General features: G+C 58.5%; 20 protein-coding genes and 1 tRNA gene. 12 read left to right on the forward strand and 9 right to left on the reverse strand.

The window, feature by feature from the left end; all coding sequences use genetic code 11:
* The first annotated feature begins 12 nt into the window (after positions 1 to 12).
* Entirely contained in the window at positions 13 to 2,208 is a 2,196-nt protein-coding gene (locus tag AC0IXS_RS05165; RefSeq protein WP_471824036.1) for a PA5441 family protein, read from the forward strand.
* Positions 2,208 to 2,936 (forward strand): DUF3142 domain-containing protein, encoded by a 729-nt coding sequence (locus AC0IXS_RS05170; RefSeq protein WP_057411087.1) that lies wholly within the window; start codon positions 2,208 to 2,210, stop codon positions 2,934 to 2,936. Before AC0IXS_RS05165 ends, AC0IXS_RS05170 begins: the two co-directional genes overlap by 1 nt.
* On the opposite strand, the gene AC0IXS_RS05175 is transcribed toward AC0IXS_RS05170, so the two are convergent.
* A complete protein-coding gene (locus AC0IXS_RS05175) occupies positions 2,927 to 3,484 on the reverse strand; it encodes a cysteine hydrolase family protein (RefSeq protein WP_057411086.1) in 558 nt (185 codons plus the stop codon). The genes AC0IXS_RS05170 and AC0IXS_RS05175 overlap by 10 nt on opposite strands.
* A 148-nt stretch (positions 3,485 to 3,632) precedes the next feature.
* On the opposite strand from AC0IXS_RS05175, the gene AC0IXS_RS05180 reads away from it, so the two are divergent.
* From AC0IXS_RS05180 to AC0IXS_RS05195, 4 genes are all read left to right on the forward strand, one after another.
* Positions 3,633 to 4,382, forward strand: a complete 750-nt coding sequence (locus tag AC0IXS_RS05180; RefSeq protein WP_057411085.1) for a 3-oxoacyl-ACP reductase family protein — start codon at positions 3,633 to 3,635, stop codon at positions 4,380 to 4,382.
* A 200-nt stretch (positions 4,383 to 4,582) separates the two neighbouring features.
* Positions 4,583 to 4,672: transfer RNA gene (locus AC0IXS_RS05185), tRNA-Ser, on the forward strand.
* Between the two features lie 244 nt (positions 4,673 to 4,916).
* A complete protein-coding gene (locus AC0IXS_RS05190; protein WP_057411084.1) occupies positions 4,917 to 5,942 on the forward strand; it encodes an acyltransferase family protein in 1,026 nt (341 codons plus the stop codon).
* Positions 5,943 to 6,071: 129 nt separating this feature from the next.
* A complete protein-coding gene (locus AC0IXS_RS05195) occupies positions 6,072 to 6,887 on the forward strand; it encodes a hypothetical protein (protein WP_057411083.1) in 816 nt (271 codons plus the stop codon).
* A gap of 22 nt (positions 6,888 to 6,909) precedes the next feature.
* Here AC0IXS_RS05195 and fliB read toward each other — a convergent pair whose 3' ends face one another.
* Entirely contained in the window at positions 6,910 to 8,076 is a 1,167-nt protein-coding gene (gene fliB / locus AC0IXS_RS05200; RefSeq protein ID WP_191957089.1) for a flagellin lysine-N-methylase, read from the reverse strand.
* Between the two features lie 158 nt (positions 8,077 to 8,234).
* Between fliB and AC0IXS_RS05205 the strand changes: the two genes are divergently transcribed.
* Positions 8,235 to 8,603, forward strand: coding sequence for a c-type cytochrome (locus AC0IXS_RS05205; RefSeq protein WP_025995281.1), 369 nt, complete (start codon positions 8,235 to 8,237; stop codon positions 8,601 to 8,603).
* Between the two features lie 57 nt (positions 8,604 to 8,660).
* On the opposite strand, the gene AC0IXS_RS05210 is transcribed toward AC0IXS_RS05205, so the two are convergent.
* Complete coding sequence (locus tag AC0IXS_RS05210) at positions 8,661 to 8,825, reverse strand: DUF6021 family protein (protein ID WP_004880973.1); 165 nt, start codon at positions 8,823 to 8,825, stop codon at positions 8,661 to 8,663.
* Positions 8,826 to 8,975: 150 nt separating this feature from the next.
* On the opposite strand from AC0IXS_RS05210, the gene AC0IXS_RS05215 reads away from it, so the two are divergent.
* On the forward strand, positions 8,976 to 9,383 hold the full coding sequence (locus AC0IXS_RS05215) for a DUF4124 domain-containing protein (RefSeq protein WP_137202652.1): 408 nt from the start codon (positions 8,976 to 8,978) through the stop codon (positions 9,381 to 9,383).
* A gap of 3 nt (positions 9,384 to 9,386) precedes the next feature.
* Here AC0IXS_RS05215 and AC0IXS_RS05220 read toward each other — a convergent pair whose 3' ends face one another.
* A complete protein-coding gene (locus AC0IXS_RS05220; protein WP_471824040.1) occupies positions 9,387 to 9,701 on the reverse strand; it encodes an EthD family reductase in 315 nt (104 codons plus the stop codon).
* Between the two features lie 172 nt (positions 9,702 to 9,873).
* Here AC0IXS_RS05220 and AC0IXS_RS05225 point away from each other — a divergent pair, with 172 nt between their 5' ends.
* The 3 genes from AC0IXS_RS05225 to AC0IXS_RS05235 all read left to right on the forward strand — a co-directional run bounded on the left by AC0IXS_RS05225 (position 9,874) and on the right by AC0IXS_RS05235 (position 12,055).
* Positions 9,874 to 10,167, forward strand: a complete 294-nt coding sequence (locus tag AC0IXS_RS05225) for a DUF6388 family protein (protein ID WP_004880967.1) — start codon at positions 9,874 to 9,876, stop codon at positions 10,165 to 10,167.
* A gap of 99 nt (positions 10,168 to 10,266) precedes the next feature.
* Complete coding sequence (locus AC0IXS_RS05230) at positions 10,267 to 10,956, forward strand: crotonase/enoyl-CoA hydratase family protein (protein ID WP_122690545.1); 690 nt, start codon at positions 10,267 to 10,269, stop codon at positions 10,954 to 10,956.
* Between the two features lie 127 nt (positions 10,957 to 11,083).
* Positions 11,084 to 12,055, forward strand: a complete 972-nt coding sequence (locus tag AC0IXS_RS05235) for a magnesium and cobalt transport protein CorA (protein ID WP_057409161.1) — start codon at positions 11,084 to 11,086, stop codon at positions 12,053 to 12,055.
* Between the two features lie 319 nt (positions 12,056 to 12,374).
* On the opposite strand, the gene AC0IXS_RS05240 is transcribed toward AC0IXS_RS05235, so the two are convergent.
* Positions 12,375 to 13,103, reverse strand: coding sequence for an amidotransferase (locus AC0IXS_RS05240; RefSeq protein WP_191954336.1), 729 nt, complete (start codon positions 13,101 to 13,103; stop codon positions 12,375 to 12,377).
* A gap of 684 nt (positions 13,104 to 13,787) precedes the next feature.
* Between AC0IXS_RS05240 and AC0IXS_RS05245 the strand changes: the two genes are divergently transcribed.
* On the forward strand, positions 13,788 to 14,162 hold the full coding sequence (locus tag AC0IXS_RS05245; RefSeq protein ID WP_029242956.1) for a rhodanese-like domain-containing protein: 375 nt from the start codon (positions 13,788 to 13,790) through the stop codon (positions 14,160 to 14,162).
* An 88-nt stretch (positions 14,163 to 14,250) separates the two neighbouring features.
* Here AC0IXS_RS05245 and AC0IXS_RS05250 read toward each other — a convergent pair whose 3' ends face one another.
* From AC0IXS_RS05250 to AC0IXS_RS05265, 4 genes are all read right to left on the reverse strand, one after another.
* Complete coding sequence (locus AC0IXS_RS05250) at positions 14,251 to 15,081, reverse strand: transglutaminase family protein (protein WP_449121696.1); 831 nt, start codon at positions 15,079 to 15,081, stop codon at positions 14,251 to 14,253.
* Entirely contained in the window at positions 15,078 to 16,037 is a 960-nt protein-coding gene (locus AC0IXS_RS05255) for an alpha-E domain-containing protein (RefSeq protein WP_004880946.1), read from the reverse strand. Before AC0IXS_RS05255 ends, AC0IXS_RS05250 begins: the two co-directional genes overlap by 4 nt.
* A 12-nt stretch (positions 16,038 to 16,049) precedes the next feature.
* Complete coding sequence (locus tag AC0IXS_RS05260; RefSeq protein ID WP_004880943.1) at positions 16,050 to 17,459, reverse strand: circularly permuted type 2 ATP-grasp protein; 1,410 nt, start codon at positions 17,457 to 17,459, stop codon at positions 16,050 to 16,052.
* 531 nt (positions 17,460 to 17,990) lie between these two features.
* The gene (locus AC0IXS_RS05265; protein ID WP_057409165.1) at positions 17,991 to 18,332 is read right to left on the reverse strand and encodes a ribonuclease E inhibitor RraB; all 342 of its coding nucleotides are present in this window, start codon (positions 18,330 to 18,332) and stop codon (positions 17,991 to 17,993) included.
* Positions 18,333 to 18,361: the final 29 nt, after the last annotated feature.

Genomic DNA, 18,361 nt, shown 5'->3' on the forward strand with positions numbered 1-18,361 from the left:
AAAGGACTTCTCATGCGTACCCGGTTGCTGACCGTTACAGCGGTCATGGTGGGCTCTGCCCTTCTCAATCAGGCCAATGCCAGTGGCGACGATTCCTGCTACCCCTCCTGGACGGTGCTCAAGGAAAACCTGGATGCGTGCAGCAACCTGCCGTTCCTCAGCCCAGGCAATGACAGCGAGGTGAATCTGCGCCTGCTGTTGGCTGACAAGGGACTGAAGACGTTCCAGTTGTCAGGCGAGAAAAACCTGGAGCGGGAAGAAGGATTTGGCGCCGTACCGTTCTCGCTGTTTCGCTTCGGCGCGACCGATCTGGCAATGGCTACAGAAACCGCCGAGGAAGTGAAGCCCGACGAGCCAACCGCTACGGCGGCGCAAGCATCACTGACAGCCATGCTCGAAAAACTGGGGCTGACGCGCGCCGATACGCCAGCGGCGGGTGATGAGTTCCTGTCCGGCGAAGGTAGTCGCTGTCGCAGTAACTCTGATGAAAGCGCCCAGGCATTTATCAGTCAGGTTCTGGCCAGCACCGAATTGACGGATGCCGAACGCAAGGCACTGGCCGACAGCCGCATGCAGATGCTGGCTGCCTGCGCCTGGGATGCTGACGCTCGGGAAGCCCTGCAACCCAAGGCCGTAGCCTCTGCGACCGGCAAGGCATTCGCCACGTACCTGCGCGCCGCCGGTGCCTTCTACAACGGCAACTTTGACGAAGCACTGACAGGCTTCACCGCGCTGGCAGACAGCCCGCAGCCGTGGCTCAAGCAAACCGCCGTTTACATGGTCGCGCGTACCAGACTGAACAGCGCCCAGGAGGACGTGTTCGACGAATACAGCCAGTTGCAGCGCGACAAGATCGACAAATCCGCGCTCGCGGAAGTCGAAACGGCGTTCAAACAGTATCTGGACAGCTACCCCGACGGCGATTACGCAGACTCGGCCCGAGGGCTTTTGCGCCGCGTGCACTGGCTGGCGGGCGATGACGTGAAACTGGCCGAGGATTATGCCTGGCAGCTCAAGCAGCAAGGCAAGGCCTCAGGCGACCTTGAGCCACTCGTTATCGAAATGGACCGGGCCGTACTGGGCAGCGACAGACAGAACCTGCGCTCACCCTGGATGCTGGCGATCACCGACCTGATTCGCATGCGTGAAACGTCCAGCCCCAGATTGAGCGAAGCCGATCTGAAAACCCAGGAATCGTCGTTTGCCGACCAGCCCGAACTCTACCGCTATCTGCAAGGCGCACTTGCGCTGTACGTCCTGGATGATCCACAACAAGCCCTTGAGCGCCTGCCTACCGAGTTGCCCGAGCACTTTGACTATCTGACGTTCAGCCAGCACCTGCTGCGCGGCCTGGCGTTGCAGGCCCGTCAGGACATCAAGGGCGCGCAAGCGCTGTGGCTGGAGATGCTGCCCCGCGCCACACAACCGCTGCAACGCGAACAACTGGAACTGGCGCTGGCCATGAGTTTCGAGCGTAACGAGCAGCTGTCCAGCGTGTTTGCTGCCGACTCGCCCATTCGGTCGGACAAAGTGCGTTACATCCTGCTCAGCCGGGTCGCCGATGGCGACCTGCTACGCCAGCAGACCACCCAAGGGCCGACCGAGACCGAGCGCAACACGGCGTTGTTCGTCCTGCTGTACAAAGACCTGATGCGCAACCGCTATGCAGACTTTGCCGAAGACCTGAAACGCCTTCCGGAAAAACTGCCGGAAGAAAAACTGGGTTACGCCTTGGGCTATACGTACGAAAAAGGTCCCTCGTTGAGCCTGTTTCAATGGCAGGGCACCCCGTCCGAATCCGGCTACACCTGCCCCGCCATCGTGCAGACAGCCGCCGCATTGAAGCTCGATGCGAAGGACCCCAAGGCGCTGAATTGCATGGGCGAGTTCATCCGGGCCAACAGCCTCGACGGCATGCCGCTGGACAGCAAGCGCCACGCCGATACGCTGGGCGGCAGCGCGCCGGGCTTCAGTGGTGAGGCGTTTTCCCGACTGGAAGGCTACAAGACCGTCATCGCCAACCCCAAGGCGCCGCGTGACGAAAAAGCCTACGCGCTGTACAGGGCGGTCAACTGCTACGGCCCGTCCGGCTACAACACGTGCGGCGGCAAGGAAGTCGAACCCTCTGTGCGCAAGAGCTGGTTCCGCCAGTTGAAAAAAGACTTCGCCAACACCCAATGGGGCCAGACCCAGCAGTACTACTGGTAATGCAAAGGCTCCAGCGCTGCCTTGCCCTGCTTTGTCTTTTGACGCTCGGCCAGGCAGATGCGGCAGTCAATGCCGAAGATTACGATGCGTTCTGGCTGTGGGCAGGCGTCAGGCCGCAGCCAGTGATGGATCAGGCAAAAACCCTGTATGTGCTGCAAGGCCAGGTCAGCACGTCGCGCCGGGATCCGCAGCAACGTGTCAGCTTCATCGCGCAGGGCGTCTCGGTCACGCGCTTGCCGCAGGAACATGTATGGCTGGTCTATCGCGCCCACACGCTGCGCTGGCCGGATGCTGTCTACCGGCAACTGCTTGGTCAGGCTCAGCGCTGGAAAGCATCCGGTACCCACGTGATCGGCATCCAGATCGACTTCGACGCCCGCACCCGCTACCTGAATGAGTACGTCGACTTCCTGCGCGACCTGCGCCAGCGCCTGCCTGAAGACTACCGATTGAGCATCACCGGGCTGATGGACTGGAGCAGCAATGCCGACATCACCGCTATCGCCGAGCTGAAAGGCGTGGTGGATGAAGTGGTGGTGCAGACCTATCAGGGCCGCCACAGCATCCCGGATTACGCTGCGTACCTGCCCCGCCTTGGCCGTCTCGGCCTTCCGTTCAAGGTCGGGCTGATTCAGGGTGGTGACTGGCTGGCACCGGCTTATCTGGAAGACAGCCCCTGGTTCAAGGGTTACGTGGTTTTCCTGCAGAATCCCCCGACTCAGCGCTGATCGAGAATCTGCGCCGTGGACAGCACTGTCGCGTACTCGCCGTGCAGATTGGCCAGTGACATTGCATGCACGTCTTCGGCGCTGCGCGGCGTACCGTAAAAGTCTGTCTGATCGAAGGTAAAGCAGGCGTCGTGCGCAACGATGACTTCAAAACCCAGGTTGCCCCCACTGCGCGCCGTGGATTCCACCGAGTTATTGGTGACAACGCCTGCGATCACCATCTGCCTGATCCCATCCGAACGCAGCCACATCTCCAGAAACGATCCACAAAAGGCATCAGGCACCTGCTTGCTCAGTTCCCGCTCGTCCGCCTGCGGCACAAAGGCTGGTTGATATTCCACGCCGGACTGCTCGGGCCAGAACACCGAAGAAGGCGAGGTAGAGAAGTGCCTGACATGAATGACCGGACGTCCGGCTTCCCGCCACGCTGACAGTAATTCAGACATGCGCGCTTCAGCCTGCGGGTTGTTGCGACGCCCAAGCCTGGGATGATTGATGCCCTGTTGCATGTCGATCAGGATCAGCGCGCTGTCGGGATGGATATCCATCGGGGTTCATTTCCTTGAAATTCTAGCCTGCGACAGTAGTCGTAAGTTGCGCTCGGTTCCAGTGCGGTATCAGCCGCCCGACAGCTTATTGCGACTACGCTGTCTACGCACATCCACGTCCCGTCGCACCCAAACACTGGAGAACACCATGATTCAGCATCTGAACCTCGCCGGCAAAGTCGCCTTCGTTCAAGGCGGCTCTCGTGGTATCGGCGCAGCCATTGTCCAGCGCCTGGCCAAGGAAGGCGCTGCCGTGGCCTTCACCTATGTCAGCTCTGAAGAAGCCGCGCTGGAAATACAGGGCAGCATCACTGCCAACGGCGGCCGCGCACTGGCCATTCGAGCCGACAGCGCTGATGAAAAGGCCATCCGCCAGGCGATTCAGACGGCCGCTGAAAACCTGGGCGGGCTGGATATTCTGGTCAACAACGCCGGCGTACTGGCCATTGCCTCGCTCAATGAATTCAGCATGCAGGACTTCGACCGAACCCTGGCCATCAACGTACGCAGCGTGTTCATCGCCAGCCAGGAAGCCGCTCGCCACATGGGCGAAGGCGGACGCATCATCAACATCGGCAGTACCAACGCCGATCGTATGCCCTTTGCGGGCGGCGCGATCTATGCCATGAGCAAGTCGGCGCTGGTCGGCCTGACCAAAGGCCTGGCGCGCGATCTCGGCCCGCAGGGCATCACCGTCAACAACGTCCAGCCCGGCCCGGTCGACACCGACATGAACCCAGGACACGGTGAATTCGCTGAAAGCCTCAAGGCCATGATGGCGATCCCGCGCTACGGCAAGAGCGAGGAAATCGCCAGCTTCGTCGCCTACCTCGCTGGCCCGGAAGCGGGTTACATCACCGGCGCCAGCCTGACCATCGACGGCGGCTTCGGCGCCTGATCCCAGCCTTCGAACGACGCGCCTGGCTGGCCCGGCCTTCCCATGAAACCCGGAGCCCGCCAGCCTGCGCAGACCTTTCGGCGGGCAGACCACGTTTTTCTGCTTAACCGCATGAAAATTCTGAAAAAAAGTTTTGCGTTCCGAAAAGCTTTCGACTACATTAGCGCGCCTCGACAGACACAACGTTGTCAGCGAGATACGGTGAGGTGTCCGAGTGGCTTAAGGAGCACGCCTGGAAAGTGTGTATACAAGAAATTGTATCGAGGGTTCGAATCCCTCCTTCACCGCCATATTCGATACACGAAAAGCCCCGACATTCCTTGTGAACGTCGGGGCTTTTTCGTTTCCGTATGGTTTCTGTGCACGCCGACGCCGTCATAGGCAGACACATTGATGAGATAACAGCGCTGCTGTCCGAGATGCACGCGCCAGGCAAAAAGTACGCAGACGCTTATCTCGCTTTGATAGAATCTGCGGCCCTGCTGCCTGGTGATAGACGCTCATCCACAGCTCGAATTGGACGACGAGTAAAAGATGCTTGGATATCTGCGATTTATTTTGGCCATTCTGGTTTCATTCAATCATCTATGGGTCATATACGGCGTAGGACGGCTTGCCGTGTTCTCGTTTTATGTTATCAGTGGATATCTGATGACGGCCATTATCAGGGAAACCTATGGCACCACTGCCGCAGGAATCAGGCGATACGCGATAAACAGGGCATTGCGTATCTACCCCTCCTACTTGCTGGTCTTCTTCACCTTCGCCGTGGTGTTTTTGTTTTTCAGCAGAAGTCAGCTTCAGTTAGTCGATTCGAACATCTCAACGCCGGGCTCTTTGATCAGTTGGTTCCAGAACGCGACGCTTTTGGGCCTCGACTTCTCTGTCCGGGACAGAACGGTGCCACCCAGCTGGACGCTCTTCGTCGAAATATTCTATTACGCGCTGATTCCGATCCTGCTTTTGGCCACGCCGAGATTGTTGCTGGTCTGGCTGGCCTTGGCGATCGCCTATCACGCCTATGTGATCAGCGGAGCCAGCGCCTCAGACGCATCGATTGCCTGGGAGGCCAGGTACGGGAACGTCGCAGCCGGCGCGCTTGGATTTGCAATCGGAGCGTGCGCTCGCGTTTACCTTCCAGAGTTTCTCAAATCAAAAGCGGCCTTCAGCATCAGCCTGTTGATATTCGCTGCATGCTATCTGTTCTCTGCTTACTGGGCGCTGACCGGAATGAGGCCGGAGATACAACGGGTACTGTCTACCGCGGGCTACTACGGGGTCATGCTGACCGCTGCGCCTATCGTGGACTATCTTGCCCGAATGCCCAAGAACAGAATCAGCGAGCATTTCGGAGAGTACTCCTACCCTTTCTATCTTTTACATATACCGGTCGGCTTCCTGGCGTTCACAGCGCTGGATGCTCAGCGTAAAGATGTCACAACATTGCTACTTGGCGTCATCGCTTCGCTGGTCGCTTCCTGGGTACTTGTCCAGATGGATCGCAGAATATCCACGTCCCGCGCAAGAATTCGAGCGACGTCCAAGGTGCAAGTAAACTGAAATACAGCACTGACCGCCGTCGAACATAACTAATGGCATGCCGATATTCGCTACAGGGATATCCGGTATCAATGCTCGACGCGGAGCCGGTCAGACACTGCAACCGGCACAGAGCTCAAGGAAAACAACATGAGACCCGAAAGACATGGGCAGGCGCTGCGCCTCGTCGCTGTGCCGTTGTGTGCTGGCATCGTGTTTGCGATCACCCGCGGCTTAACCGAAGTCTGGAACGGAGAGAACCTGATGCCAGGCTTTCTCTACGGCTGCCTAATCGGGGTTGTTCTGGGCATTCCGTTATTGCTGCGCAGCGAGGCCAAAGGTAACCATTCCAAAGGCCGCTACCTGTTCAACGCGCTGATTCAAGCTCTGGCCGGATGGCTGCTGGCTGGCGCCTCACTCAACAGCCTGCCACTGGCCATCGGTCGTGGCGTCGCTCTCGCAATACTTTTTTCAGCCACGATCTACGGCATTCAAAAACTGTGCACGAGTGACAATCAGAGCCGCCCGGCAAAGCGCGCCGCTCTGTATGCCGTTCCGCTGTCAGGCGCATTGACGCTGGGGACGACAACAGTCATTGGTTTCTACGGCCCCGACATTGGCCTGTCGACGTTTGTCATGGCAGGTCTGGTCGGAGCATTTCTGAGCATGCTCGCTGGCTGGCCAGTGTTGTGGTTTATCGAGCGCTATCTGACGACGCCGTTGCGCTACATCGCTGGAGGTATCGTCACCGGGCTGCTGATCTGGCTTTGCATTACCTTGGAAAACCTCGTCAACGCCATGCACGCGATGGTGTCGGGAGGCGATTATGTCTTGCCGGAGTCCTTCCTGGAAGGCGCGGTATTTTTCGCTTTTATAGGCATGGTGGCGGGCATCGTTTGTACGGGAATCATACTGGGCTGTGAGCGCGTTGGCTTGAATCGCTCCAGAGCCACACTGCGCCCATGAGTCTTACAGCTCTATCGCGAACTCAAACCAGATCAGTCAGCACGCGCAGATAGCCCAGACCCTGCTCACCCAGTTTCTGCCTGAAAAACAGTTCTGCGCCTGTCGCCACGCTGTGGTTGGCGCTGCGACAGAAGCGGTAGACCAGATCGACAATGGCTTGCTCATCCGGGGCTTGCCGAGTGACTGGATCGCAGTGCACCAACAACAGACAGCGCAAGGCCAGAGTCCGCAGCGCGAGCGTGCATGCCCACTGACTGAGGCTTGTGCCGTAGTCCTGGCCATACGCGGTGGTCGAGATGAATGGAAAGCCGGTGCGGGACATCTCGGCGCAGACGAAGCGTTTCAGGACAGGCTCCAGCGCCTGCCCTGCCCGTCCGCTGGCCAGGTTCAGAAACTCGGTTTTGAGCCGCATGCCCTGAGGCTGATCACCCTGGGCCGGGGTGACGTCAACCGAGCGAATGACCTGCTCGCGCATCGCCTCTGTCACGCCCGGCCCGTTGAGCATCTGGATCAGCACGACCATGACCGGATCAACCGCTAGCGACTCGCCCGAACCGGCAGGCGTCTGGTAATCCATGATCAGTCCGGGCAATGCGTACAACCAGTCCTCGCAGGCAATGGTTTCCAGTTTGAGCGTCAGGTCCAGCAGCCTCAGCAGCGCGTGGCGAGTGGTCTGCTGGTCCTGAAGCACCAACTCGTTCAGTTGCTGAACGACAGCAGCGCGCTGCTCCGCATCGATGCCGGGGAAATCCTTGTCCGGGTACGCAGACAGCGTCTTGTCGTCCACGGTGACTTGCGCTGGCGCAAAGGGAGTCGCAATTTTGAGGACCAGCCGCACGATTTCGGGACAGCTCATGCTGGCCGACCCGGTCAGCGCGCCGTTGATACGCCGGTACATGCGCGGATAGATTCGGCAGGTGTCGGAAAGCGCGTCTTCGCCGTGTGTTGCATGGACGGAGCAACGCCCGTTGTCGAACGCCACGCAGTCGCCATCGGTCTTTTTCATCCAGGTGCCGCCATCGTCCTTGACGATCAGGTTGAGCAACTGGGGCAGTTTCTGGTCCCACAGCTCGACGGTTCTGGCCCCTACCGATACCGGCCAGACCATGCAGCAGTTGTCCTCGCAGCGCTCGGCAAGGTATGAGCATGCTTTGAAGAACTGAAAAGTGCTGACAGCCTGCTGAGCCATGATCGTGTCCTGAACGATGAGATGGCAATGGGCGGCCGGGCCGGGCAAGTGGTTCCCTGCCGCATCCCTTGAAAGAGCCTGAGGTTTCAGCGAATCGGGGACTGCGTTAGCATGCAGCGCTTGAAAATCAGGCTGTCCAGACCCGTGATGGGAGATCGATGAAAAAGACTGCGCTATTTCTGCTCGCGCTGGCGATACACGCGACCGCTCAAGGGGCTGGCGATGCAGAGGCCGGGAAAGCGGTATTCACCCGACTCTGCTCAGGCTGCCACAAGATCGGACCCGGTGCCCGCAGCGCATTTGGCCCGCCACTCAACGGCATCATCGGAAGCAAGGCGGGTCAGCACCCTGACTATGTGTACACGGATGCGATGAAAAACTCGGGTATCACCTGGACCCGCGAGCAACTCACCACGTACATCAAGGATCCGGGCGAAGTGGTGCCGGGGACGCGCATGAAGCTGTGGTGGATGGGCAACGACCAGCGCATGGAAGACCTGCTGGAATACCTCGACGCGAACAAATAACGCCGTGAAATGAAAAGCCCCCGAATCACTTCGGGGGCCGGTATTTGTTCTCTCGACTTACTTGTCGGATTCGTAGGGCGGATAGTCGTCCTTGGTGCCATGCTCCTTGGCAGGCGTTTTTGCGGGCTTGACCGGATCAACCTGCGGATCGCCGGCATCCGGTGATTCGGTATTGAAATCCGGTTTGTCGGTACTGTTGTCGCTTGGCTTGTTGCCAGTCATAAGGCGCCTCCATTGGGTTAAAACATACAACCTGTTCTTCAGAGGCGTAATCATCTCAGGCGTGCCACGGGACTGACGAACGGAGCTGCCACAAACCCTTTGCGACGCGCGTCAGGACTGGTAGCCTTGCGCCACTCATGGAGGATGACGATGAAAAGGCTTTCAATGCTGCTTGCGATTACAGCGGCAGCGGGTTCAGGCATGGCGCACAGCGAGATCTTCAAATGCACCTCGGCGCAGGGCCACGTGAGCTACGCGGCCATTCCATGCGATGGAGCGGCGGAGGTCGCGGTTCAACGGCCCGGTCCGCCGAAAATGCTACGTCAGGGCGAACCCGTCGACCACGCCCACAAGGTCAATCTGAAGGCCACTGAATACCTGCAAATCAGCGGCCGCGCCAAGGTCAATGTGTACGAGACTGAAAGCTACAAAGCCTTTCAGAAAAGCCATTTGCCGGCGCCCGATGTGCCCTCTCAATGCCAGAGTCCGCGCTACGACAGTCAATGCTTTGATCCATCGGGTGGCGCTTCATTCGGAAAAGCCGTATCGGGCAATTGAGCCTTACTCGGCCCTGACCTCACTGATCTGAAACACCGGAATCAGGTCCGTGTAGTTGATGATGTCGGCGTTGATCCGCTCCTGATGCGGTCCCATGCCGGCCTGGAACGCTTCAATCGAGTCGCAGTAGATGTGGCACATGCCGACATAGACCGGCGTGGAGCCCGGCGTTGCACCACCCAGGCCCTTGTCGACGCTGTAGCGCTTGCAGTGCTCGCCCATCAGGGACTGCACCAACGGCATATGCTGGTCGCGATAGTAGTCGTGGTCGAACCGGGCACCTTCCTTGTAGGGGTACAGCACGCTGACTTTGATCATGTCGATGTTCTCCAGATGACAGGTGAGTTTGTGTTGGCACTCTACCGCGAGACACACGGCAAGGTGTTATGACAGCACTGGCAGGTATTTCTCCCTTCCCGCACAATCACGCCGTTTGGCCGGACTGCGCTGCAATGGGTTCCGGCCGCCCAGCCAGATCGAGGAATACAGCATGAACGCTCTTGAGTGGAACGAAGCCGCCCTGGCGAAATACCTGTCGACCCATCCCACGCTCAAAGACGAAATCAGCCAGCTCAGCGCGGCCGAACAGAAGCAGCAGCTTCAGTGGGCTTTCGAGGATGAAGCCGAAAGCCAGGGGATCGAACCCTGGGAACTGGCGCTGGAGTTGATTGCCGAATCGCCGGAACAGCTCAAGCAGATGCGTCTGGAAGCCCATGCGCAGGTCGCCGAAGCACTGGGCATGGACTGGGACGAGTACTGCGAGCTGAACGATATTCAGGTGTAGCCGGCGTTTCAGCAAAAATGAGTGACCCATCAGTCAGCGCTTTACCTGTTCAGCATGGGTGAGTAACGTCTGCTCACTTCAATAAAAAGGAATCGCGTCATGAGTGATCTGGTCTCGTACCAACTGGACGATGGCATCGCCACGCTGACCCTGAACAATGGCAAGGTCAACGCCATCTCCCCGGACGTCATCGCCGCATTCAATGCCGCACTGGATCAGTCCGAGAAGGATCGGGCAGTGGTGATCGTGACCGGCCAGCCCGGCATTCTCTCGGGCGGCTACGACCTGAAAGTCATGACCTCCAGCCCCGAAGCGGCCAGCAGTCTGGTTACCCAGGGTTCGACTCTGGCCCGGCGCATGCTGTCACACCCCTTCCCCATCATTGTCGCGTGCCCGGGCCATGCCATTGCCAAGGGCGCGTTCCTGCTGCTGTCGGCCGATTATCGTATCGGTGTCGAAGGCCCCTTCAACATCGGCCTGAACGAAGTGCAGATCGGCATGACCATGCACCACGCCGGGATCGAACTGGCCCGTGATCGCCTGCGCAAGTCGGCGTTCAATCGCTCGGTGATCAACGCCGAAATCTTCACCCCCGAGGGTGCAATGCAGGCAGGGTTTCTGGACCAGGTGGTCAGCGTCGAAGCCTTGTCCGAGACAGCACGCACGGTTGCTACGCAGTTGAAGAAAATCAACATGAACGCCCACGGGAAGACCAAGCTCAAGAGCCGAAAAGCGTTTCTGGACGCCCTGGACGCGGCCATCGAACTGGACAAAAAGAGTTTTATTTAAGGCCACCCGAAAAGCCCGCGATTGCGGGCTTTTTGTTTACCGGCGAACTCATCCGCGTTTGGTTAATCTCATCAGCTACCGCGCATCCCCTGTTGCGCCACAGCCACATTGAAGAAGCGATAGCACCATGGGTCGAGTTGTTGCAGCCGCAGTTTACAGCAAAGGCAAGAAAGTCACGGATATCACACTGGACGAGGGCGCAGCCTGGGCCGCCAAACCCGGCCACTTTGTCTGGATCGGGCTGGAGCAGCCCAATGCCCAGGAACTGACCAGCCTGAAGAAACAGTTCAACCTGCACGAACTGGCGCTGGAAGATGCGATGGAAGTTCACAGCCGCCCGAAGCTTGAAACCTTCGGCGACGCGCTGTTTATCGTGACTTACGCCCCGGTGCGCGACAACGGCAAGTTGCTGTTCATCGAAACCCATATTTTCGCGGGCAAGGGCTACGTCATTACGTCACGCAACGGCCACTCCAAGTCCTATGGACTGGTGCGCCAGCGCTGTGAAGCCCGCCCTCTGCTGCTGGAGCACGGCGAGGACTTCGTGCTGTATGCCCTGCTGGATTTCGTGACCGAAAACTATCAGCCGGTGACCGAAGCCATTCATGCCGAATTGGAGTTGCTGGAGCAGAATGTGCTGGGTGGCGCGTTGCGCGAAGCCGATATTCAGCACATTCACGCCTTGCGTCGCGATCTGCTGAGAATGCGGCGTTACGTGGCGCCGATGGTTGAAGTGGGCGAAGAGCTGCAGAAACTCAGCTTTCCCTTCATCGACAAAAATATGCGGCCGTACTTCCGCGACGTCGAGATTCACGTCAAACGGCAAATGGAAGACCTCGGCAACCTGTGCGACATCGCCAGTCAGACCATAGAGATCGGCCTGCTGCTGGAGTCCTCGCGACAAAGCATCGTGCAGCGCAAGTTCGCTGGCTGGGCGGCCATCCTGGCGTTCCCGACGGCGATTGCAGGCATCTACGGGATGAACTTCGAGAACATGCCCGAGCTGACCTGGCACTACGGTTACTTCATCGTGCTCGGCGTGATCGTCGGAGGGTGTTCTGCGCTGTTCGCCAGCTTCAAGCGGTCGGGGTGGTTGTAGCCTGTTGTACCCTGCTTGGCAGTGCGGGCGAAAAAGACAGGCTGATTTTTATCTAACACCACTTAACTTGCTGAACAAACGCAGTTTTTGTGGGAGGCGCCACTACGTCTTCGACGTAGCGCTGTCGCGCAGCAAACTTGGTGGGAGCGGACTTGTCCGCGAATGCAGTATTTCAGCCACTGCATATGCGTCGGATGTACCGGCCTTTTCGCGGACAAACGGAACGCCGCCCGGTCCGCCCCCACAAAATCGCGTTTCTTCAGTGGGTTACAGGTTGTTTGATAAGAGGCGGCTTGCCGGCGATGGCGTCACTGACCCATCACACCGCCGCCGCATCCGGCTTGTGCGCCACGAAACGCATCATCCATTCGGCTACCGTCACGCCATGGTGGTCGTGATCGAGACTGGCGACGCCCTTCTGATAGATCTGCTCGCCCAGCGATTCCTGACGGATGTCGAGCAGGGTTCGCGAGTAGTCGTGAATGAATTCGGGATGCCCCTGGAAACACAGCACCTGATGGTTGATGTGGTACGCCGCAAACGGACAGAAGTCGCTGGAGGCGATCACTGTGGCGTTGTCGGGCAAGGTAGTGACCTGATCCTGATGACTGATCAGCAGGGTCAGCTTGTCCATTGCCGGTGTCATCCAGGGCGTGGCGGGGGCAACTTGGTAATGATGAATACCCACGCCCCAGCCTTGCACCGCCCGCTCGGTCTTGCCGCCCAGCAACAGGGCCAGCAGTTGATGACCGAAGCACACACCCAACAGCTTGTCGCCGCGCTCGTACAGCTTGAGCAGATACGCTTTCAGCACCTGAATCCATGGATCACTGCCAAACGAATCGGCTTTGCTGCCGGTCACCAGATAAGCGTCGAAGCTGGCGCTATCGGGTGGATAAACGCCCTGCATCACGTTATAGACTTCGAACTCTGCAGCAATCGGCTGGCGCGTGAACAGCAACTCAAACATGTGTCCGTAACCCTGGTACTGCTCGACCAGCTCCGGTCGCAGGATGTCGGTTTCCAGAATGCAGATGCGTAGCGGCATATAAAGGGACCTGAAACAGTGATGAGCGACAGCGCACGCGGGCAGCCTGCCTTGATGGCTGATGCAAATCAAGCGGCGCTTCGCAACCTGGTGACGACTGAAACGCTACAGCCAAGCGTAAAGCCAGAAAATGTCTACGCACGTCGTTTACTAGAACCGAATTGCTGTGGCACCGCTCGCAGATGATGTAAGAGATTTCCGAGCCGGACGAACGGTAAAAAGACCAGTATCTGGCCTGAAGCGTCTAGTTAAGGGCTGTAGGCCAGTGAGCGCATGCACTGATAACCGTTTGCTCAAAATGACACCCGTTTAAATTCCCAACGGATCTAAAGCATCGGGCACGCGACCTCTAAGGTTAAGTCTGTAACAGGACGACGCGATAAAAACAGTTCCGCGTCAGGTTGCGGTCACTTGATCGAACCCGCCTGTTCAACCGCTAAACCTTTGCCAGCTGCCGTATTACCGCTCATGTACCGGTCAGCTTTTGTCGCTCGGGAATAACAACAAAAGGCAGTCAGCCATGTTTAAACATTCGAAAGTACGTCAGGCGGGTCTTATCGTCTTCGCCACCACTCTTTTATTGATCTTGCCGAACCTGAACAGGCTGTTCGGCTAGTCAACTTGCGCTATCGAACTGCGCGCCACTATGCCACTCTTCCCACTCGAATGAAGGGAGAAAGGCTCATGCGCCAATGGATCGCGTTGTTCATTGCACTGACAGGCAGCTTCGCCGCACAGGCGGGCGATGTGGATCAGGCCGCGGCCGTTGCGGCGTTGAAGGAAGGCAAGCTGGCCATGGATGTCCGCAGCCAGACCGATTACGACGCGGGCACTGTGCTCAACGCCGTACGCGTTGATCAGGTACGGCTGGTAAACCAGATGAAGCTGGTGCTCAACGACCGCAACGCCGTGTTCGTGATTTTCAGCAGTTCCAATGAGAAAGCCAGCAAAGCCCAGGACAAGCTCATGAAAGCGGGTTATTACAGCGTGATCAACGGCGGCAACTACGAAGAGTTGCACAACGCGCTGTATGACATTACGGACGACCCGGCGGAATAATATTCAAATGCGTGAATAAATCCGGGAAAACATCAGACAGGGCACGTTTATGAGTGCGCTGCCTGATATGAGGATCGGACTTGCAGGGTTATTGATGTTGCGCCTGACCCTGAACCCTTGCCTTGGTCTTCGGCACACTCACCATCGGCGACACCACCACCTTGGCGTGCATCTGCTCTGCCCCGCCTCCACGCCGCATCCCGCGTACCGGACACGCATCGAGATAGTCCAGACCGACGGCCAGTTTCAAATGGCGCTCGGGAATGGCCAGTTGGTTGGTCACGTCGAAGCTGTACCACGCATCATCGATCCAGGCCTCGGCCCATGCATGGCTGGACAGGTGGTCGCTGTCTTCGCTGCACAGGTAACCCGAAACATAACGCGCTGGCACACCCAGGGTCCGGGCGCAGGCCAGAAAGGCATGCGTGTGGTCCTGGCAGACGCCTGAGCGTCCGGCAAATGCCTTCGCCGCGCTGGTATCGACTTCCGTCGCGCCCTGCGTGTACGTCATGTGCTGATTCAATGCCTGCATCAGGTCGATCAGTGCGGTCCGGTCGAGACGCTTGCCACACTGAGCGGCCGCGAAGCTGCGAATGGCCTCATCCGGCTCGGTCAGGCGAGTCACGCGCAGGAACGGCAGCGGCGACTGGCTTTCGTGTTCGGCTTCACAGGTCGCGTCGATTTCCACCTGTCCGCGCGCGCCGATGATGATCGATTCATGAGGTTCTTCAAGGCTCAGCACATGCAGAATATTGCCGAACGGATCGACTTGCGCCCGCGCTTCGCGTGGCAGCGTCAATTGCCAGCTGAGCACTTTCTGACGCTCGCTGTCGTGGGGAGTCAGGCGCAGGTACTGGATACTGGAACGCACCTGATCATCATAGTGATAGGTGGTTTCGTGGCTAATTGAGAGTCTCATGCAGCCTCCAGGTACGAAGTGTGGATAGCATCACCCAGTTGGGCGAGCATCGGGATGAATTCGTTGAGCCATTCATGCAGGCCCTCATCCAGGATCTCGTCGATACTGGTGTAGCGCAGGCGTGCATCCATCTCGGCCGCCATGCGCTGCGCGGGTCTGCCATTGACGCCGGGCAGACTGGCAAGAATCAGGTCCATCTCTTCCAGACAGGCACGCAACGAGCGCGGAATGTCGGCGCGTAGCAGCAACAGTTCGGCCACCTGACGTGCACCCGGCGCGTCGCGATATACCTCGGTATACGCCTCGAACGACGACAACGCACGCAGCAACGCACTCCACTGGTAATAACCGGCAGCGGAATTGTCGGCGGCGGCGTTGGCCTGAGGGCCACGCAGTTCGAGCATTTCATAACGCGCGTCGAGCATGCGCATGGTGTTGTCGGCGCGCTCGATGAATGTCCCGAGGCGAATGAAACGGAACGCGTCGTTGCGCATGATGGTGCCGTAGGTCGCGCCGCGAAACAGGTGCGAACGCTCCTTGACCCACTCACAGAAACGGCTCATGCCGTAACGCGTCAGCCCCTGCTGGGCAATGCCACGAATTTCCAGCCAGGTGGAGTTGATGTTCTCCCACATGTCGGCGGTGATCCGACCGCGCACCGCGTGAGCACTGGCGCGTGCAGCGCCCAGGCAGCTGTAGATGCTGGCCGGGTTGCTCGCATCCAGCGCGAAGAAGTGCAGCATGCGCTCGGCGTGCAACTCGCCATGGCGCTCGATGTAGGTTTCCAGCGTACCGGTGATCAACAACGGCATGGCTATCTCATCCAGCCCGTCGCCACGCCCGTCCTGGGGCATCAGCGACAGCGAATAGCTCACGTCCAGCATTCGGGCGAGGTTCTCCGCTCGCTCCAGGTAACGCGACATCCAGAAAAGATCCGAGGCAGTTCTACTTAACATTGGCAGGCATCCTTAATCCTCGACCACCCAAGTGTCTTTGGTTCCACCACCCTGAGACGAATTCACCACGAGCGAGCCTTCACGCAAGGCCACTCGGGTGAGGCCGCCAGGCACGACGCGGGTTTCACGACCGGACAGAACAAAGGGGCGCAAATCGATATGGCGCGGGGCGATGCCGTTCTCGACAAACGTTGGACAGGTCGACAGGCACAGTGTCGGTTGAGCGATATACGCATGCGGCTTGGCTTTGAGACGCGCCCGGAAGGCTTCGATCTCGGCAGCCGTGGCAGCAGGCCCGACCAGCATTCCGTAACCGCCGGAGCCCTGGGTTTCCTTGACGACAAGGTCTTTCAGGTTGGCCAGTACGTGGGACAACTCTTCGGGCTTGCGGCATTGCCAGGTGGGTACGTTCTTGAGGATCGGCTCTTCGTCCAGATAGAAACGAATCATGTCGGTGACATACGGATACACCGACTTGTCGTCCGCAACTCCGGTGCCGATGGCGTTGGCCAGCACCACGTTGCCGGAGCGATAGGCCGCCAGCAGACCGGGCACGCCCAGCATCGAATCAGGGTTGAAGGCCAGCGGATCGAGGAAGGCATCGTCCAGGCGACGGTAGATCACATCAACGGCCTTGGGGCCGTCGGTGGTACGCATGAAGACGCGATCGTCACGCACGAACAGATCGGCACCCTCGACCAGCTCAACACCCATCTCGCGGGCCAGGAACGCATGTTCGAAGAACGCGCTGTTGAAGCGACCGGGCGTCAGCACCACAACGCTGGGGTTATCCAGAGGGCTGGAGCTTTTCAGCGTATCGAGCAGCAGGTTCGGGTAATGATCGATGGGCGCGATGCGCTGCGCCGCGAACAGCTCGGGGAACAGGCGCATCATCATCTTGCGGTCTTCGAGCATATAGCTCACGCCGCTGGGCGTGCGCAGGTTGTCTTCGAGCACGTAATAAGTGCCATCGCCATCACGGACCAGATCGACGCCGGAGATGTGCGAGTACAGGTCGCGGTGCAGATTCAGACCCTGCATCGCCAGCTGATATTGCTCGTTGGCCAGCACCTGTTCGGCAGGAATGATCCCGGCCTTGATGATGCGTTGGTCATGGTAGAGGTCGGCAAGGAACATGTTCAGCGCCTTGACGCGCTGAATGCAGCCCCGCTCCACGACCCGCCACTCGCTGGCCGGAATGCTGCGGGGAATGGTATCGAACGGAATCAACCGCTCGGTGCCTTGCTCGTCACCGTAGAGCGTGAACGTGATCCCGGCGCGATGAAACAGCAGATCGGCTTCACGCCTGCGTTGAGCCAGAAGCTCAGGGGGCGTATCGCCCAACCAGCGGGCGAATTCCCGATAGTGCGGGCGGACCAGACCGCCAGCATCGTACATCTCGTCATAAAAGGTGCGGATCATGCCGTACTCCTTGTCACCATGGACACCTTAGGCTTCGCAAGGCCCGTGCCACCGGCATAAACGCTTAAATATCAATAGGTTATATATAAACCCTGCGGGCCGCGCACCATTCCTGTGCGCTAAATGCCCCAGCTACCTCTCGCATGCGTCATTCGGAAGCGTCTTTGCGCCGCGAAATCTATGACCAGCATAGTCAGAGTTGATTTCCGAACACGATATTAGTTCGCCATAATCGCCAGCAACCGAGCAAACAGGGCATCAAACGTCGCTTTTGCCCTGAACCCCATTTCTCAGCGAGCGCCACGCATCATGACGCGTTCCTGACCGGACTTCCCTTTGGGCCACTCTCTTGAGTGGCTTTTTTTTGCGCACGGATAACCTGTTTGGGTTTTACGCGGTCCTGGCGAGCACGCTATTCGTGAACAGCACTTGCGCGAGATTACCCTGACCCCGAAAACAAAACCGGCCGCCCCGGCAGGTTTCTCCAGGTCGGCCGATCAGCCCGCAGGTATCAATCGCAATTGCAGCGGATCAGGCGTGCAGCCTCCTGATCTCCTGTTTCACGCCCCAGCCTTCAACCTCCCCGTCCATTGGCGAAATGACCATTTGAAAGTCTTGCTCGAAGTCACCGATACCGTCATAGGTGGCGTACATCACTTTGCTCAACTGCAAATGCCAGGCACCGTCGTCACGCACATTGATCTGTGTATTGAGGGACTCACCACGAAATTTTTCTGCAGCCTGCCGCGCCCGTTCCTCGTCGGGAAAAATGGCATAGAACTCGATGGGGTGAATTCGCGCGAAGTCAAAACCGCCTTCTTTCATGCGGCGCAGTACGTTACTGCTGATGTCCTCTTGATAGGCTGTGCTCATGAAACGTCCTCCTATGCAACGATAGATAG

The sequence above is a fragment of the Pseudomonas sp. AC016 genome (assembly GCF_979253365.1).

Bases quoted from the DNA above. Each gene is read 5' to 3' on its own strand.
- AC0IXS_RS05205 (WP_025995281.1), top strand. From the start codon at position 8,235: ATGAAAAAGACTGCGCTATTTCTGCTCGCGCTGGCGATACACGCGACC.
- AC0IXS_RS05215 (WP_137202652.1), top strand. From the start codon at position 8,976: ATGAAAAGGCTTTCAATGCTGCTTGCGATTACAGCGGCAGCGGGTTCA.
- AC0IXS_RS05240 (WP_191954336.1), bottom strand. From the start codon at position 13,103: ATGCCGCTACGCATCTGCATTCTGGAAACCGACATCCTGCGACCGGAG.
- AC0IXS_RS05260 (WP_004880943.1), bottom strand. From the start codon at position 17,459: ATGATCCGCACCTTTTATGACGAGATGTACGATGCTGGCGGTCTGGTC.
- AC0IXS_RS05220 (WP_471824040.1), bottom strand. From the start codon at position 9,701: ATGATCAAAGTCAGCGTGCTGTACCCCTACAAGGAAGGTGCCCGGTTC.
- AC0IXS_RS05230 (WP_122690545.1), top strand. From the start codon at position 10,267: ATGAGTGATCTGGTCTCGTACCAACTGGACGATGGCATCGCCACGCTG.
- AC0IXS_RS05170 (WP_057411087.1), top strand. From the start codon at position 2,208: ATGCAAAGGCTCCAGCGCTGCCTTGCCCTGCTTTGTCTTTTGACGCTC.
- AC0IXS_RS05180 (WP_057411085.1), top strand. From the start codon at position 3,633: ATGATTCAGCATCTGAACCTCGCCGGCAAAGTCGCCTTCGTTCAAGGC.
- AC0IXS_RS05265 (WP_057409165.1), bottom strand. From the start codon at position 18,332: ATGAGCACAGCCTATCAAGAGGACATCAGCAGTAACGTACTGCGCCGC.
- AC0IXS_RS05255 (WP_004880946.1), bottom strand. From the start codon at position 16,037: ATGTTAAGTAGAACTGCCTCGGATCTTTTCTGGATGTCGCGTTACCTG.
- AC0IXS_RS05235 (WP_057409161.1), top strand. From the start codon at position 11,084: ATGGGTCGAGTTGTTGCAGCCGCAGTTTACAGCAAAGGCAAGAAAGTC.
- AC0IXS_RS05225 (WP_004880967.1), top strand. From the start codon at position 9,874: ATGAACGCTCTTGAGTGGAACGAAGCCGCCCTGGCGAAATACCTGTCG.
- AC0IXS_RS05250 (WP_449121696.1), bottom strand. From the start codon at position 15,081: ATGAGACTCTCAATTAGCCACGAAACCACCTATCACTATGATGATCAG.
- AC0IXS_RS05195 (WP_057411083.1), top strand. From the start codon at position 6,072: ATGAGACCCGAAAGACATGGGCAGGCGCTGCGCCTCGTCGCTGTGCCG.
- AC0IXS_RS05245 (WP_029242956.1), top strand. From the start codon at position 13,788: ATGCGCCAATGGATCGCGTTGTTCATTGCACTGACAGGCAGCTTCGCC.
- AC0IXS_RS05165 (WP_471824036.1), top strand. From the start codon at position 13: ATGCGTACCCGGTTGCTGACCGTTACAGCGGTCATGGTGGGCTCTGCC.
- AC0IXS_RS05210 (WP_004880973.1), bottom strand. From the start codon at position 8,825: ATGACTGGCAACAAGCCAAGCGACAACAGTACCGACAAACCGGATTTC.
- AC0IXS_RS05190 (WP_057411084.1), top strand. From the start codon at position 4,917: ATGCTTGGATATCTGCGATTTATTTTGGCCATTCTGGTTTCATTCAAT.
- AC0IXS_RS05175 (WP_057411086.1), bottom strand. From the start codon at position 3,484: ATGGATATCCATCCCGACAGCGCGCTGATCCTGATCGACATGCAACAG.
- fliB (WP_191957089.1), bottom strand. From the start codon at position 8,076: ATGGCTCAGCAGGCTGTCAGCACTTTTCAGTTCTTCAAAGCATGCTCA.